17 protein-coding genes and 1 pseudogene are annotated in these 13,551 nt (G+C 52.6%); 10 read left to right on the plus strand and 8 right to left on the minus strand.

What is annotated here, in order from left to right; translation table 11 throughout:
• Together POG22_RS22490 and shc are read left to right on the plus strand one after the other, a co-directional pair.
• Positions 1–133 (plus strand): annotated as a pseudogene (locus POG22_RS22490) (IS30 family transposase); the annotation flags it as partial.
• A gap of 506 nt (positions 134–639) precedes the next feature.
• The gene (gene shc, locus POG22_RS22495; protein ID WP_498907204.1) at positions 640–2,595 is read left to right on the plus strand and encodes a squalene--hopene cyclase; all 1,956 of its coding nucleotides are present in this window, start codon (positions 640–642) and stop codon (positions 2,593–2,595) included.
• 104 nt (positions 2,596–2,699) lie between these two features.
• Here the strand turns inward: shc and POG22_RS22500 are convergent, their stop codons facing one another.
• The 4 genes from POG22_RS22500 to POG22_RS22515 form a co-directional block, all read right to left on the minus strand.
• Positions 2,700–3,653: a GDP-L-fucose synthase family protein gene (locus POG22_RS22500; RefSeq protein ID WP_063716817.1), complete on the minus strand. Its 954-nt coding sequence runs from the start codon at positions 3,651–3,653 to the stop codon at positions 2,700–2,702.
• 109 nt (positions 3,654–3,762) lie between these two features.
• Positions 3,763–4,839, minus strand: coding sequence for a GDP-mannose 4,6-dehydratase (gene gmd / locus POG22_RS22505; RefSeq protein WP_063716818.1), 1,077 nt, complete (start codon positions 4,837–4,839; stop codon positions 3,763–3,765).
• 165 nt (positions 4,840–5,004) lie between these two features.
• Positions 5,005–5,742, minus strand: coding sequence for an undecaprenyl-phosphate galactose phosphotransferase family protein (locus POG22_RS22510; RefSeq protein ID WP_063716819.1), 738 nt, complete (start codon positions 5,740–5,742; stop codon positions 5,005–5,007).
• Positions 5,743–5,825: 83 nt separating this feature from the next.
• Positions 5,826–7,007 carry a glycosyltransferase gene (locus POG22_RS22515; RefSeq protein ID WP_063716824.1) on the minus strand — a complete coding sequence of 394 codons (1,182 nt, stop codon included), beginning with the start codon at positions 7,005–7,007 and terminating at the stop codon, positions 5,826–5,828.
• Positions 7,008–7,181: 174 nt separating this feature from the next.
• On the opposite strand from POG22_RS22515, the gene POG22_RS22520 reads away from it, so the two are divergent.
• Entirely contained in the window at positions 7,182–8,303 is a 1,122-nt protein-coding gene (locus POG22_RS22520; protein ID WP_498907205.1) for a DegT/DnrJ/EryC1/StrS family aminotransferase, read from the plus strand.
• 15 nt (positions 8,304–8,318) lie between these two features.
• Here POG22_RS22520 and POG22_RS22525 read toward each other — a convergent pair whose 3' ends face one another.
• Positions 8,319–9,086, minus strand: a complete 768-nt coding sequence (locus POG22_RS22525; protein WP_063718234.1) for a proteasome-type protease — start codon at positions 9,084–9,086, stop codon at positions 8,319–8,321.
• A gap of 28 nt (positions 9,087–9,114) precedes the next feature.
• Here POG22_RS22525 and POG22_RS22530 point away from each other — a divergent pair, with 28 nt between their 5' ends.
• The 7 genes from POG22_RS22530 (at position 9,115) to POG22_RS22560 (ending at position 11,599) form a co-directional block, all read left to right on the plus strand.
• Positions 9,115–9,243 (plus strand): hypothetical protein, encoded by a 129-nt coding sequence (locus POG22_RS22530; protein ID WP_498907206.1) that lies wholly within the window; start codon positions 9,115–9,117, stop codon positions 9,241–9,243.
• A gap of 49 nt (positions 9,244–9,292) precedes the next feature.
• Positions 9,293–9,661 (plus strand): rubredoxin, encoded by a 369-nt coding sequence (locus tag POG22_RS22535; RefSeq protein WP_017662398.1) that lies wholly within the window; start codon positions 9,293–9,295, stop codon positions 9,659–9,661.
• 99 nt (positions 9,662–9,760) lie between these two features.
• Positions 9,761–10,765, plus strand: a complete 1,005-nt coding sequence (locus POG22_RS22540; RefSeq protein ID WP_498907207.1) for a photosynthesis system II assembly factor Ycf48 — start codon at positions 9,761–9,763, stop codon at positions 10,763–10,765.
• Positions 10,766–10,873: 108 nt separating this feature from the next.
• Positions 10,874–11,119, plus strand: a complete 246-nt coding sequence (psbE, locus tag POG22_RS22545) for a cytochrome b559 subunit alpha (protein WP_026097836.1) — start codon at positions 10,874–10,876, stop codon at positions 11,117–11,119.
• Between the two features lie 36 nt (positions 11,120–11,155).
• The gene (psbF, locus tag POG22_RS22550; protein ID WP_017662395.1) at positions 11,156–11,287 is read left to right on the plus strand and encodes a cytochrome b559 subunit beta; all 132 of its coding nucleotides are present in this window, start codon (positions 11,156–11,158) and stop codon (positions 11,285–11,287) included.
• Between the two features lie 9 nt (positions 11,288–11,296).
• Complete coding sequence (psbL, locus tag POG22_RS22555; protein ID WP_017662394.1) at positions 11,297–11,419, plus strand: photosystem II reaction center protein PsbL; 123 nt, start codon at positions 11,297–11,299, stop codon at positions 11,417–11,419.
• A gap of 60 nt (positions 11,420–11,479) precedes the next feature.
• Positions 11,480–11,599 (plus strand): photosystem II reaction center protein J, encoded by a 120-nt coding sequence (locus POG22_RS22560; protein ID WP_071592116.1) that lies wholly within the window; start codon positions 11,480–11,482, stop codon positions 11,597–11,599.
• Positions 11,600–11,829: 230 nt separating this feature from the next.
• Here the strand turns inward: POG22_RS22560 and POG22_RS22565 are convergent, their stop codons facing one another.
• Genes POG22_RS22565 through ndhC form a run of 3 tightly spaced genes read right to left on the minus strand, consistent with a single transcriptional unit; the run spans position 11,830 to position 13,452 of the window.
• Positions 11,830–12,369, minus strand: coding sequence for an NAD(P)H-quinone oxidoreductase subunit J (locus POG22_RS22565; protein WP_017662392.1), 540 nt, complete (start codon positions 12,367–12,369; stop codon positions 11,830–11,832).
• Positions 12,362–13,093, minus strand: a complete 732-nt coding sequence (locus POG22_RS22570; protein ID WP_498907208.1) for an NADH dehydrogenase subunit K — start codon at positions 13,091–13,093, stop codon at positions 12,362–12,364. The genes POG22_RS22565 and POG22_RS22570 overlap by 8 nt, the downstream gene beginning before the upstream one ends.
• Complete coding sequence (gene ndhC, locus POG22_RS22575) at positions 13,090–13,452, minus strand: photosynthetic/respiratory NAD(P)H-quinone oxidoreductase subunit C (protein WP_017662390.1); 363 nt, start codon at positions 13,450–13,452, stop codon at positions 13,090–13,092. Before ndhC ends, POG22_RS22570 begins: the two co-directional genes overlap by 4 nt.
• Positions 13,453–13,551: the final 99 nt, after the last annotated feature.

Here is a 13,551-nt window from a genome sequence, read left to right on the forward strand (position 1 = left end):
AATCTTGTCACCAGATGCGGTCAAAAAAGCAGTAGATTTACTCAACGATCGTCCTCGAAAATCTCTTGACTATCGAACCCCTTCTGAGGTATTTTATAGTCAGGGATCGGAGACCGTTGCATTTCAAACTTGAATTGGCGTTCTTTAAGTCTTAACCTAGATCGGAAATTGCAAATGGTGGTGGGCATTACCTACCACCAATCTTTTTTGATATCAAAACTTCACAAACGTCAAACATAAAAACATAGTTTGGAGTAGGTTAGGTTTCAGCTTCGCTCAACCCAACAGCCGCAAAATTGAGTGCTAAAGCTTGCATTTGATACAAAATCCGAATTTCAAACACTGGTTTTTTTAACCCGATACGCCCTTATATCCCCCTCTCCAAAGGAGGGCTAAAGGGGGATGTGGTGAAGACTTCTTAAAAACCCAGCTTATCGGAAAAGAACTCCATTTCGTATTACCAAATAGCCTAAAAAACTATTTTTTTGTTATAATTTACGCCAAAAAACAAGTTGATTTGATAAACGGCGATCGATCTTACCGATATCTGACTTACAAAAAATACTCTGTCACGAGCCTGCCCCCAAAAACTAAAAAATACGGCACAATATCAAACGGTCTTTCCAAACAACTAGGTTTATGCAAAACCCAAATTCCGTTATCTCAGGAGTGAACGTCAACCCAGAACGCCTAAGAACAGGCATCCAAAACATCCAAAACTACTTCTTCAGCCAACAACATCCCGACGGCTACTGGTGGGCGGATCTCGAATCCAACGTCACCATGCTCGCCGAAGTCGTTTTACTCCACAAAATTTGGAATACGACCAACCGTATTTCCCTCAACAAAGCCGAAGCGTTCTTACGTCGAGAACAGCGAGAACACGGCGGTTGGGAACTCTGTTACGGCGACGGCGGCGAACTCAGTACCTCCGTCGAAGCGTACATGGCGTTACGCTTGTTAGGTGTCGATCTCGATGACGAAGCCCTCGTCAAAGCCCGAAAATTCATCTGCGATCGCGGCGGAATCAGCAAAACCCGAATCTTCACCAAACTGCACCTCGCCCTCATCGGATGCTACGACTGGCGGGGACTTCCTTCCATTCCGCCCTGGATTATGCTGCTTCCCGGCGACGCCCCCTTCAGCATTTACGATATGTCTAGTTGGGCGCGGGGGAGTACCGTTCCCCTGATTATTGTCTTCGATAAACAACCAGTTTTTCCCGTCGAACCCAAGTTTACCCTCGACGAACTCTACAGCGAAGGCGTCGAAAACGTAAAATACGATCTTCCCAAAACCGGCGATTGGGGCGATTGGTTCGTCGAACTCGACAACGGCTTTAAATTCGCCGAACAGTTGAACCTGGTTCCCTTCCGCGAAGAGGGTTTAAAAGCCGCCGAACAGTGGGTGTTAGAACGTCAAGAACCCACCGGAGACTGGGGCGGAATAATTCCGGCGATGCTCAATTCCATGTTGGCGTTGCGCTGCTTGGAGTACGATGTGGCCGATCCCGTCGTCGAGCGGGGATTCCAGGCGATCGATCGCTTCGGCGTCGAAACCGAAAACGCTTATTGGGTGCAGCCTTGCGTGTCTCCCGTGTGGGATACCGCCTGGGTGGTTCGCGCTTTAGTCGAATCGGGAATCGCCCCCGACGACGAACGGGTGGTGAAGGCGTCGCAGTGGCTGCTAAACGAGCAAATTCTCGATCGCGGCGATTGGGCGGTGAAAAATAAAAACGGCGAACCGGGCGGTTGGGCGTTCGAGTTCGACAACCGCTTCTATCCCGATCTCGACGATTCGGCGGTGGTGGTGATGACCCTCAACCAAGCCAAACTCCCCGACGAGAACGGAAAACAGGCGGCGATCGCTCGCTGCGTGCGCTGGATGATGTCGATGCAATGTCGCGATGGCGGTTGGGCGGCGTTCGATGTGGACAACGACAAAGACTGGTTGAACGCTCTCCCCTACAGCGACTTAAAAGCCACGATCGATCCCCCCACGGCGGACGTCACCTCGCGAGTCTTGGAAATGGCGGGAGAATTGGAGTCAGATTCCCACGACGCGCCCTTGAAGCGGTATCGCCAGCAATTTCAACAGGCGTTGAGTTACGTAGTTCGCGAACAAGAAGCCGACGGTTCCTGGTTCGGGCGTTGGGGCGTCAACTACATTTACGGAACCAGCGGTGCGCTCTCGGCGTTAGCGTTAGTCGCCCCGGATACCCACCGTGAGGCGAGCGATCGTGGCGTCTCCTGGCTGGTTAGCGTCCAAAACGACGATGGCGGCTGGGGCGAAACCTGTCGCAGTTACGACGATCCTGCGTTGAAAGGACGAGGCGACAGTACCGCTTCTCAAACTGCATGGGCGTTAATCGGTTTGTTAGCCGTTGGGGAGGCGACGGGTTCCTGGGAACGGGAAGCGATCGATCGCGGAATCAACTATCTCCTCGACACGCAAAAGCCCGACGGTTCCTGGTTTGAAGCCTACTTCACCGGAACTGGATTCCCCAGCCATTTCTATCTCAAGTACCACTACTATCAGTTGTACTTCCCCTTATTGGCGTTAGGGCGCTATCGCAAAGCCTTCGGAGAGCGTTAAAATCCCAGACTCCCAAAAAAGATCCCCGGCATCTCCAAGATGCCGGGGATCTCGCCCGAAGCTAGGGATCTCGCCCAAGATTTTGCTTGAGAAAAATCCAAATCTCAATCGATTTTATCGGCGTTGGCACGATACCAGTCGATGGTATTTTTCAACCCTTCTTCAAAACTCACCTGAGCTTCAAAGCCAAACCGTTCTTTCGCCCGTTGGGTGTCCAAACAGCGGCGAGGTTGTCCGTTGGGTTTGTCTCTTTGCCAAGCAATTTCGCCGTCGAACTCCATCAGTTTACAAATTAACTCGATGAGGTCGCGAATCGAAATTTCCGAATTCGTTCCCAAGTTCACGGGATCGGGATCGTCGTATAACTGCGTCGCCATGACGATACCTCGCGCCGCATCCGTCGAATATAAAAATTCCCGCGTCGGCGAACCGTCGCCCCACACGGGAATCGTTTTTTCCCCTCTCTGCTGCGCTTCGTGAACTTTGCGAATCAACGCCGGTATCACGTGGGAACTTTGGGGGTTGAAGTTATCTTCGGGTCCGTACAGGTTCACCGGAAGCAAGTAAATGCCGTTAAATCCGTACTGGAGGCGATAGGCTTCCAACTGTACCAACAACGCCTTTTTTGCAATGCCGTAAGGGGCGTTCGTCTCTTCAGGATAACCGTTCCAAAGGTCGTCTTCCTTAAACGGAACTGGCGTAAATTTAGGATAGGCGCAGATGGTTCCCACACAGGTAAATTTCTCGACGCCTGCCTCGTAAGCCGAATGGACGAGCTGCGCCCCCATCATCAAGTTGTCGTAAAACAACTCGGCGGGTTTCTCGCGATTGAGACCGATTCCGCCCACGTGAGCCGCCAAGTGAACGATGATATCTTGATTTTCCACCACTCGCTGACAGTCCGAGAGCTGGCGGAGGTCGCAATCTTTCGATCGCGGAACGGTAATTTTATCGGGATTGGCTCCGGCTTCGATCAGTTGGGCGACCACTTGACGGCCGAGGAATCCCGCACCCCCCGTCACCACAATTCGTTTGTCCGCTAACGCTAAACCAGCCATGAGAGTGCCTCGCTGTTATCGAGAATCTTAAAGAGCATCGTACCGAACGCTGCCCGAGAGGGAGAATTGAGAGAACGGCGAATCTCTCCCAATTCTCAGGCGATCGCATTTAATCGACAGTATTCACGGCCTCTTGCCGAATAAACGCGCGATCGTCGGGGGCTTTTCCGCCTTCTTTCGGAGAAGGCAACCCTAACGCCGCCATATCCGCATCGACCATTAACTGAACCAACTCCTCGAACGTCACCGACGGTTCCCAACCCAGATTTTTCTTCGCTTTCGTGGCGTCGCCGATGAGCAAGTCCACCTCAGCCGGACGTAAATAACGGGGATCGAACTCGACGAAATCCTGCCAGTCTAAACCCACGTAGGTAAACGCCAAATCGAGAAATTCGCGAATCGAGTGGGTTTCGTTGGTGGCGATGACGTAATCGTCTGGTTCGTCCTGTTGCAGCATCAGCCACATCGCCCGCACGTAGTCTTTGGCATAACCCCAGTCTCGCTTGGCGTCGAGGTTGCCCAAAAACAGTTTTTTCTGCATTCCACCGACGATTCGCGCCACGGCTCTCGTGATTTTGCGCGTGACGAAGGTTTCCCCCCGTCGCGGCGATTCGTGGTTGAACAGAATTCCGTTACAGGCGAAGAGGTTGTAAGACTCGCGGTAGTTAACCGTTTGCCAGTGGGCGTAAACTTTGGCGCAAGAATAGGGACTGCGAGGGTAGAACGGGGTCGTTTCCTTTTGGGGAATTTCTTGAACCTTGCCGAACATTTCTGACGACCCCGCTTGATAGAAGCGCACTTCGTTTCCGGTACGCTGCTGGTAGTCGCGAATGGCTTCGAGCAAGCGCAACGCCCCCATGGCCACGGTGTCCACTGTATATTCCGGCGAGTCGAAACTCACGCGCACGTGAGATTGAGCGCCGAGGTTGTAAATTTCGTGGGGTTGTACCTGTTCGAGCAGACGGCGCAAGGTGGTTCCGTCGGTTAAATCGCCGTAGTGGAGAAACAGGCGGGCGTCTTCACTGTGGGGATCGACGTAGATGTGATCGATGCGATCGGTATTGAACGTCGAGGTTCTGCGGATAATGCCGTGAACCTGATACCCTTTCTCTAAGAGAAGTTCGCTCAGGTAAGAGCCGTCCTGACCCGTAATCCCCGTAATTAGCGCTCGCTTCGCTTCGGTCATAGTTACTGAATCCTCATTCGCTTACGACAAGGTCGAACCCAAGTCACTTGTCACCCATTAAAGTCTCCCCGAGCGGCGATCGTCCACACTCGAAATCGAGGGGCGATCGTTCAGTCGGCTGACGCGATCGCTCTGGTGACGGTTGCTCGTCGGGTCGGATCGACCTTAGTAGGCGCCGTTGTTTTTGGGAAAAACGATGACACCGATCGTTTTGACAGCAATCCAAATATCCATCCAGAGACTGCCAGCGTTTACGTAGTAGACATCGATTTTTACCCGCTTTTCGTAAGGGATGTCGTTGCGTCCGGAAACCTGCCACAATCCCGTAATTCCCGGTCGAATGGTCAACACTTTATCGATATAGCGTCCGTATTTGGAAAGTTCTTCGACCACTAAGGGACGAGGACCGACGACACTCATGTCTCCTTTTAGAACGTTCCAAAACTGCGGAAATTCATCGAGACTGGTAAAGCGTAAAAAGCGACCGATCCAGGTGATTCTGGGATCGTCTTTAAGCTTGAAGTTGTCTTCAAATTCTTCCCGAAGTTGAGGAGAAGTCTCCATAATCTGCTCTAGCACGGCGTCGGCATTAGGAACCATGGTTCGGAATTTAATACATCCGAAAATCCTTCGATTTTTTCCGACGCGTTCTTGAACGTAAAAAACCGGCCCGGGAGAGCTGATAAAAATTAGGAGCGCTAATAACAGATAAACTGGCGAAAAGAAGACGAGAACAAAAGTCGAAAACGCGATATCGAACAGTCGTTTGCTGACGGCTCCGCTCGGTTCGTCGAGATCGATAGCGAGGAATCGCGCCAGTGCCTCCGATAGACGGGGACTGAATCCACGTTTGACAAACGCCCACAGTCCTTTACCGGAGATGAGTTGGCTATTGGCAGTCATCTTACTCCTTTCGATTCACACCACACACACTGTCCTGATATTAAAGCCATATCGATCGGCTTCGATCGCACTCGAGGCGATCGTTATGAGGACAGGACACTCACTTCGTCTGGCGTACCAGAGCGAAAGTCACGATAACAGCGTTCTAGGAACGATAAATAACGCTGTTGGAAAATTGTAGGGGCAAACCGAGCCGAATGCGATCGCGCGGCGGCGGAATTAAACTGCGATCGCACGGTTTCAAAGGTTTTGACGGCTTCGATGAGAGCGGTTTCGGTTTGTTCGTCAAAGAACAGGCCGGTTCCGTTTTCTCCCCAAGTTCGCAAGTCGCGCACGGTTTCGAGAGCGCCACCCGCACCGTAGGCGATGACGGGCGTTCCGCAGGCTTGGGCCTCCACCGGTGCCATGCCGAAATCTTCACAAGCGGCGTAGACGAAGGCTTTGGCGTTCGAGAGGTATCGATCGACCACCTCGTCGGGTTGTGCGCCTAAAATTTCGACGTTCGGTTTGGCGATCGCTTGCAGGCGATCGCGCAGCGGCCCGGTTCCGATCACCACCAAGGGTTCCCCTAACTGATTGAAGGCTCGCACGATCGGCTCGACTTTTTTGTAGCTTACGAGTCGAGAGACGATGACATAGAAGTCTTGTTTCTGTTCGACGAATGGAAATCGTTCGACGTTCACCGGCGGATAAATCACTTCGGCTCGCCGTCGGTAACACCGCCAAATTCGCCGAGCGGTATGTTGGGAATTGGCCGCGAAGTAATCGACGCGGTTGGCAGAAATAACGTCCCACTGACGCAAATAATGCAGGAGCGCCCGCGTTAGAGCGCCGGGAAGCCCCCGCCCCGCCCGAGATCCCCGAAGATAGTCAAACGTTAGATCCCAGGCGTAACGCATGGGCGTATGACAGTAACACAGGTGCATTTGGTGCGATCGCGTCAACACCCCTTTGGCGACGGCGTGAGACGATGACAGAACGATGTCGTATCCCTCTAAATCCAACTGTTCGATCGCCAGCGGTAACAAAGGTAAGTATTTCTGAACGCCGCGACGGGCGAACGGAAGGTTCTGTAAAAACGTCGTTTTGATGGGGCGTTTGTAGAGATAACTCTCGGGATTCGACGACTCGAAATCGACGAGGGCATAAAGATCGGCCGCGACGTGCTGTAAAATCTCTCGCACCACCAGTTCCGAGCCGCCCGTTGCTTCTGGGGTCAACCACTCGTGAACCAGTGCAATTTTTGAAGTGTCCCAATCTGGCATCGTTTGCCCGCGTCCCACATCACACCACCACAACATCAGGTTACGATACCGTATTTCATCGACCGGGCGATCGCACCCGGAGGGGATTTGTCCGGTACGATATTTTGTCAGTTGGGAATTCCATTCCATTATTCTGTAAAGAGCCAACGGAATTTATCCTGAGTGGGTGTGTGTGTGACTTCAATTCCTCCGATCGATTTAGGACAACAATATCGAACCCTCGCCTCGGAAGTCGAAACCGCCGTATTGAAGGTGATGGCATCGGGTCGTTACATCGGCGGCGACGGCGTGACTCAGTTCGAGCAGCAGTTTTCCGACTACGTGGGAACGAACTACTGTGTTTCTTGTAATTCCGGTACGGATGCCCTGTATTTGGCACTGAGAGCCTTGGAAATTGGAAAAGGAGACGAGGTCGTCACGACTCCCTTTTCCTTTTTTGCCACCGTGGAAGTCATCAGTGCGGTGGGGGCGACTCCCGTATTCGTCGATATCGACCCGACGACGTTTAATCTGAACGTGGCAGCGGTGAAAGCGGCGTTGAGCGATCGCACCAAAGCAATCCTTCCGGTTCACCTGTTCGGCCGTCCGGTGGAGATGTCAGCATTGATGGAGATATCTGCTTCGCGAAACATTGCGATCGTCGAAGACTGCGCCCAAGCTACGGGGGCGACTTGGAACGGCCGTCAAGTGGGTAGTTTCGGACGCATCGGCTGTTTTAGCTTTTTCCCCACGAAAAATTTAGGAGGCTTTGGCGACGGCGGGGCGATGACGACAAACGACCCTGAGTTAGCCCGTCGTTTGCGGGTGCTGAAAGAACATGGTTCGACCCGACGCTACGTCCACGAGGAAATCGGCATTAACAGCCGTCTCGACGCAATACAGGCGGCGATTTTACAGGTCAAGCTGGGGTATCTCGACAAATGGAACGCCCAGCGGCGAGAAATCGCCCGTCGTTACGCGGAATTGTTACGGCCGATTCCTCACGTCGTTTTACCGTCAGAGTCCGATAACGGCGGCGAGAGCGTGTGGAATCAGTATACGATTCGCCTGAGTACCCCCCTCGATCGCGATCGCGTCCGCGAATCTCTCCAAACTCTCGGTGTCAGTACGATGGTGTACTATCCGATTCCACTCCACCGCCAACCCGTCTATCGCGAGTTAGGCTACGACGAGGGCAGCTTTCCCGCCGCCGAGACAGTCTGTCGCGAGGTGTTGTCGTTACCCATGTTCCCCGAACTGACGCCAGACCAACAACAGGCGATCGCCTATCGTCTCAAAGAAGCGATCGGTGATTGAGAGGGAACTGCGAAATCAATCGATCGAAATCTCCTGACCGTTCATGCCGACGTCGTCTTGCCATTCGATATCGGGCATTTGCTCGAAGGTTTGGCGAACGGCGTCTTCCCAGTACCTGCGAATTTTCGCCAGATAGGGGCTACCGAGACGCAACCGTAGCCGATGGCGAATTTCAAAGGTGTCCCGCTGGTACATGAGGACGTTAATCGGTGGACCGACGGAAATGTTCGATTTCATCGTCGAATCGATCGACAAAACAGCACTTTTGACGACGAGATCGAGGGGAGTGTCGAAGGCGAGCAGGCGATCGAGGATGGGTTTGCCATATTTCGTTTCGCCGATTTGTAGAAATGGCGTTTCGGGAGTAGCTTGAATGCAGTTCCCTTGACGGTATACCAGAAACAGCATGGGGTCTTCGCCCGCGACCTGTCCTCCCACGAGAAAGTTACATTGAAAATCGATATTATCTCGCTTGAACCAAGGGCGATCGAGGTCTTGAACGTCGCGGATTTTGCCTCCAATGTAACGGGCGACATCGTAAAGACTCTCGAGGGTGTAGAGGTTCGGTTCCACTTGATGTTTGATGTCCCGTTTGACTTCCTGCATCACCGATTGCGTCACCGATAGGTTGCCACTCGTACACAAGACGATCGCCCGATCGCCCGGTTGCGCGAAATCGAAAAGCTTGTGGTAGGTCGAAATATAATCGACCCCCGCGTTCGTGCGCGAGTCGGCACCAAACACGAGACCGTCAGCGTTCAAGATGCCAAGACAGTAGGTCATCGAGTTCCTTCAGTAAATTGTTCGATAAATGAGAGGCCGTCCGGCCGTCAGCGCCAAGCAGTTCGATCTTACCGGAAGCGTGACGGGCAGGTACAGTCACTATTGCGCCGTTTTTCTCGAAAATCGCGATCGAGGGTCGGACGCTTCTATGTCATAATATTTAACAGTTTTTTTAAGGTTGGCTGACACCACCCACACGCCGAGTCATGGATACCCAAGAATCCAACGATCTGCAACCCGATCGAGAGGGACAATCGGAATCGCCCGAACTTGATCGCTACGAGTGTCGCGCCTGCGGCTACGTTTACGAACCCGAACTCGGAGACGACGCGCGGAACGTCGCACCGGAAACTACTTTTGAGGAGTTACCGGTCTCTTGGCGCTGTCCAGTTTGCGGCGCACGCAAGACGGCCTTTGCCAACGTCGGCCCGAAAGGAACGGCATCTGGGTTTAAAGAAAACTTCGGGTACGGCTTGGGGGTCAACCAACTCACGCCGACTCAAAAAACACTGTTAATTTTTGGCGGGTTAGCCTTGGCATTTTTGTTTATGCTCAGCCTCTACGGTTTGAGGTAGACGGTCTGCCAGTAAGCTAACACCCATAACTCGCCTGAGTTGCTCGCGACTCACCCCTGCGTTTCGAGGATTGACGACCGACCACGATTGAAATACCCGATGAAAGCTATCCTGCAACGTTTCAAACCGATCGCGATCGCGCTGGCTGTAGTTTTCCTACTGGTCGGATGCAGTTATGCGCCGCCGCTCGAAGGAAATCCCTGGCAAGTGCGATCGTTACCCACCGACTCGACGTTTTCCGACCTTGCCTTCACCGACGACCTTTCCCGAGGTTGGCTCGTCGGCAGCAATGCCACCCTGTTCGAGACGGACGACACCGGGAAAACCTGGAAAGCTCGTCCCTTAGATTTCGAGGGGGAAAAGGTTCGGTTGAACTCCGTCAGCTTTTCCGGTGACGAGGGCTGGATCGTCGGCGAACCAGCAGTCTTGCTTCACACGCTCGACGGTGGAGACACCTGGTATCGCGTTCCCTTAAGCGAAAAACTACCGGGAAGTCCCAGCACCATTACCGCCTTGGGTCCTCACTCGGCAGAAATGACCACCAACGTCGGTGCGATTTACCGCACGGAGAACGACGGTCAAAATTGGACGGGACTCGTGCAGGAAGCCCTCGGCGTGTTTCGGAATATTTCTCGTGCTGAAGACGGAAAATATGTCGCCGTCTCTTCTCGCGGCAACTTCTTCTCGATTTGGAATCCCGACGGCGATACCTGGCAACCGTTCAACCGCCAAAGCTCTCGTCGCCTGCAAAATATGGGGTTTGGTCCCGACGGCAGCTTGTGGGTTTTGGCTCGAGGCGGACAGTTGCAGTTTAGCGAACCCAACGATCCCGAAAGTTGGCTCGAACCGCTTTATCCCGAATTCTCGACCAGTTGGGGACTGCTCGATTTGGCCTATCGCACCCCCGAGGAAATGTGGGTCGTCGGAGGAGGGGGTAACTTAATGGTGAGCTTTGATGGCGGTCAGACTTGGTTGAAAGATCGCGAAATTGAAGACGTTCCCTCTAACTTAAACCGCGTTAAATTTATTAACCCGGAGTTAGGCTTTATTTTGGGTCAACGCGGAACGTTACTGCGTTACGAAGGGCCGTCAGAAGCAGCGTAAACTGAAAATCGAGCCGCCGCCTTCGGGTGGCGGTTGCTTGTGAGTGTATCGCTGTTTTTGTATGATAGGGTTTGAGTTTTAAGCTATTGTAAGGAGACGTTTAACAACATGGCTGGTACTACTGGAGAGCGTCCGTTTTCAGACATTATTACGAGTGTTCGCTACTGGCTGATCCACGCTGTAACGATTCCAATGTTGTTCGTTGCAGGGTGGTTGTTCGTCAGTACGGGTTTGGCTTACGATGTGTTCGGCACGCCGCGTCCCGATGAATACTACACCAAACAGCGCCTGGAATTGCCGATCGTTTCCGATCGCTTTGAAAGTCGCCAGCAAATCGAAGAATTTATCAAATAAACCGAGACAATCGCTGTTTAACGTGAGGTTTTAACCATGACTAATCCCTCGAACGAACCCGTTTCCTATCCGATTTTTACCGTTCGCTGGATTGCCGTTCACACCCTGGCCGTTCCCACGATTTTCTTCTTGGGCGCGATCGCCGCTATGCAATTCATTCAACGCTAGGAGTTATCCATGCCTACGAGAGAACCGAACCCCAACCGCCAGCCCGTCGAATTAAACCGCACGTCCCTCTATTTGGGATTGCTGCTAATTTTCGTTCTGGGCATTCTGTTTTCGAGTTACTTTTTCAACTAAATCGACGTTGAATCGATCGTTCCTCTCTGTTGTTGAGTGAAGTCTAAGGAAATTACCCCCATGTCTGGAGATACCCGTATTCCCCTTTGGATCGTAGCCACGATCGCTGGACTCGGTGCAGTCGGAATCCTGGCGCTCTTTTTCTACGGATCTTACGTCGGCGTCGGTTCGGCGATGTAAGACGGCGAAATTCAAGATTCGCCTGCGATCGACCTTCTCACTCGAGGAGGTCGATTTGTTTTGTGCGCCTTGTTTTGTTTGCCTCTGTGTTCTCTGTGTCTCTGTGGTGAACATTTGTTGAAACTCAGCTTATCGAAATAACTCCCGCTCCAGTACCACATTTTTATCAAAAAAGCAATACCCCCAACCTTAAAAAAGTTGGGGGCAAACTCGAGTCGAGCGATTCGCCATTAATAAGCGTCTTGAAGCTCGTAGAAATCGGGGGAAATATAATCCTTCCGCAGCGGCCAACCTTTCCAGTCTTCCGGCATCAACAACCGTTTCAAATTGGGATGTCCTTCGTAGACGATGCCGTACATATCGTAAGACTCGCGCTCTTGCCAATCCGCCCCTTTCCAAATCCAGTACACCGACGGCACTTTCGGATTGGTTCGAGGTAAAAACACTTTCAGACGAACTTCTTCCGGCTGGCGTGCGTTGTCGCTGACTTTAATCAGGTGGTAGAAACTCACCAACTCACCACCCGGGCCAGTATCGTAAGCGCCCTGACATTGCAAATAGTTGAAACCGTAGGCGTACAATGCCGTGGCGACCGGAATCAAAACTTCCGCGTCTACCTTCAGCATTTCCACCCCCAGATTGTCCCGTTCGAGGGCGTCGTGGCTAAAGCCGTTGTCCGTCAGCCAACTTGACACCGGACCGGCGGGAACGGGTTTGTTTTCCTGGTTTTCTTGAGCTTGTTCGGCTTGATTTTGAGACTCTTCAGCCACGGCTTTCCTCCTGCTTGACGGTAGATTGAAGAGCGGGGGGAACGGGCATTCCCATCGCTTCGGTGAGTTCCTTCGGCGGCGTGTGACGCGCTTGAGAGCGCATATATTCACCCGTGAGGATCGGATCGACCGATTTCATCTTATGAGAAATCGTATGATAGCGGTGGGTTTGTTGGTTCTGACCCCGTTCGATTAACGACTCGTTAGCGACTTTTTTCCGCAGTTTGACGATCGCATCGAAAATGGCTTCTGGACGCGGGGGACATCCGGGGATGTAAACATCGACGGGGATGAGTTTGTCAACGCCACGCACCGCACTCGGGGAATCGACGCTGAACATTCCGCCGGTGATGGTGCAAGCTCCCATTGCGATGACGTATTTCGGTTCGGGCATCTGTTCGTACAGACGCACGACAGCCGGTGCCATTTTCATAGTGATGGTGCCGGCGGTGATGATTAAGTCCGCTTGTCGCGGGCTGTTGCGCGGGACTAAGCCGAAGCGATCGAAGTCGAATCGAGAGCCGATCAGTGCGGCAAACTCGATGAAACAGCACGCCGTCCCGTACATCATCGGCCAGAGACTCGACAGACGCGCCCAGTTGTAGAGGTCGTCTACCGTCGTCAAAACGATGTTTTCCGAGAGTTCTTGCGTCACTTGCGGACGCTCGGGAGGGTTAAACAGTTTTTGCGCTGATGGATTTGTTAGATTTGCGTTGTCGCTCATGACCATTCCAATGCTCCTTTACGCCAGGCGTAAACTAAGGCAATCACTAGGATCGCGATAAAAATCAGCGCTTCGATAAACGCCAAGAGTCCCAGTCGGTGAAATGCCACCGCCCAGGGATACAGAAAGACTGTTTCCACATCGAAGACGACGAAGACCAGCGCGAACATATAGTAGCGAATGTTGAACTGAATCCACGCCCCGCCGATGGGTTCCATGCCGGACTCGTAAGTGGTGTTGCGCTCTAAACCCAAGCTTTTGGGTCGGACTAGCTTCGAGACGGTCAAGGCCAGAACTGGCACGAGACCGCAGATAATCAGGAAGCCTAGGAAATATTCGTAACCGCTGAGAACAAACACAGGTGCTAACGTCTTTACTTATATTTACACTCATGATAATCGAGGGATCGCGAGATCTCAAGGAACGTTAAGGGCGCAGGCGCAAACCTACCCGTTGCG

Source organism: Geitlerinema sp. CS-897, assembly GCF_028368005.1.
Classification (GTDB): domain Bacteria; phylum Cyanobacteriota; class Cyanobacteriia; order Cyanobacteriales; family Geitlerinemataceae; genus Baaleninema; species Baaleninema simplex.

What these genes read in the sequence shown, in the direction of transcription:
- POG22_RS22510 (WP_063716819.1), bottom strand. Translation starts at nt 5,742, where the DNA reads ATGACTGCCAATAGCCAACTCATCTCCGGTAAAGGACTGTGGGCGTTT.
- POG22_RS22560 (WP_071592116.1), top strand. Translation starts at nt 11,480, where the DNA reads ATGTCTGGAGATACCCGTATTCCCCTTTGGATCGTAGCCACGATCGCT.
- POG22_RS22500 (WP_063716817.1), bottom strand. Translation starts at nt 3,653, where the DNA reads ATGGCTGGTTTAGCGTTAGCGGACAAACGAATTGTGGTGACGGGGGGT.
- POG22_RS22535 (WP_017662398.1), top strand. Translation starts at nt 9,293, where the DNA reads ATGGATACCCAAGAATCCAACGATCTGCAACCCGATCGAGAGGGACAA.
- POG22_RS22530 (WP_498907206.1), top strand. Translation starts at nt 9,115, where the DNA reads ATGAGAGGCCGTCCGGCCGTCAGCGCCAAGCAGTTCGATCTTACCGGA.
- shc (WP_498907204.1), top strand. Translation starts at nt 640, where the DNA reads ATGCAAAACCCAAATTCCGTTATCTCAGGAGTGAACGTCAACCCAGAA.
- gmd (WP_063716818.1), bottom strand. Translation starts at nt 4,839, where the DNA reads ATGACCGAAGCGAAGCGAGCGCTAATTACGGGGATTACGGGTCAGGAC.
- psbL (WP_017662394.1), top strand. Translation starts at nt 11,297, where the DNA reads ATGCCTACGAGAGAACCGAACCCCAACCGCCAGCCCGTCGAATTAAAC.
- psbE (WP_026097836.1), top strand. Translation starts at nt 10,874, where the DNA reads ATGGCTGGTACTACTGGAGAGCGTCCGTTTTCAGACATTATTACGAGT.
- POG22_RS22515 (WP_063716824.1), bottom strand. Translation starts at nt 7,007, where the DNA reads ATGCCAGATTGGGACACTTCAAAAATTGCACTGGTTCACGAGTGGTTG.
- psbF (WP_017662395.1), top strand. Translation starts at nt 11,156, where the DNA reads ATGACTAATCCCTCGAACGAACCCGTTTCCTATCCGATTTTTACCGTT.
- POG22_RS22540 (WP_498907207.1), top strand. Translation starts at nt 9,761, where the DNA reads ATGAAAGCTATCCTGCAACGTTTCAAACCGATCGCGATCGCGCTGGCT.
- POG22_RS22525 (WP_063718234.1), bottom strand. Translation starts at nt 9,086, where the DNA reads ATGACCTACTGTCTTGGCATCTTGAACGCTGACGGTCTCGTGTTTGGT.
- POG22_RS22570 (WP_498907208.1), bottom strand. Translation starts at nt 13,093, where the DNA reads ATGAGCGACAACGCAAATCTAACAAATCCATCAGCGCAAAAACTGTTT.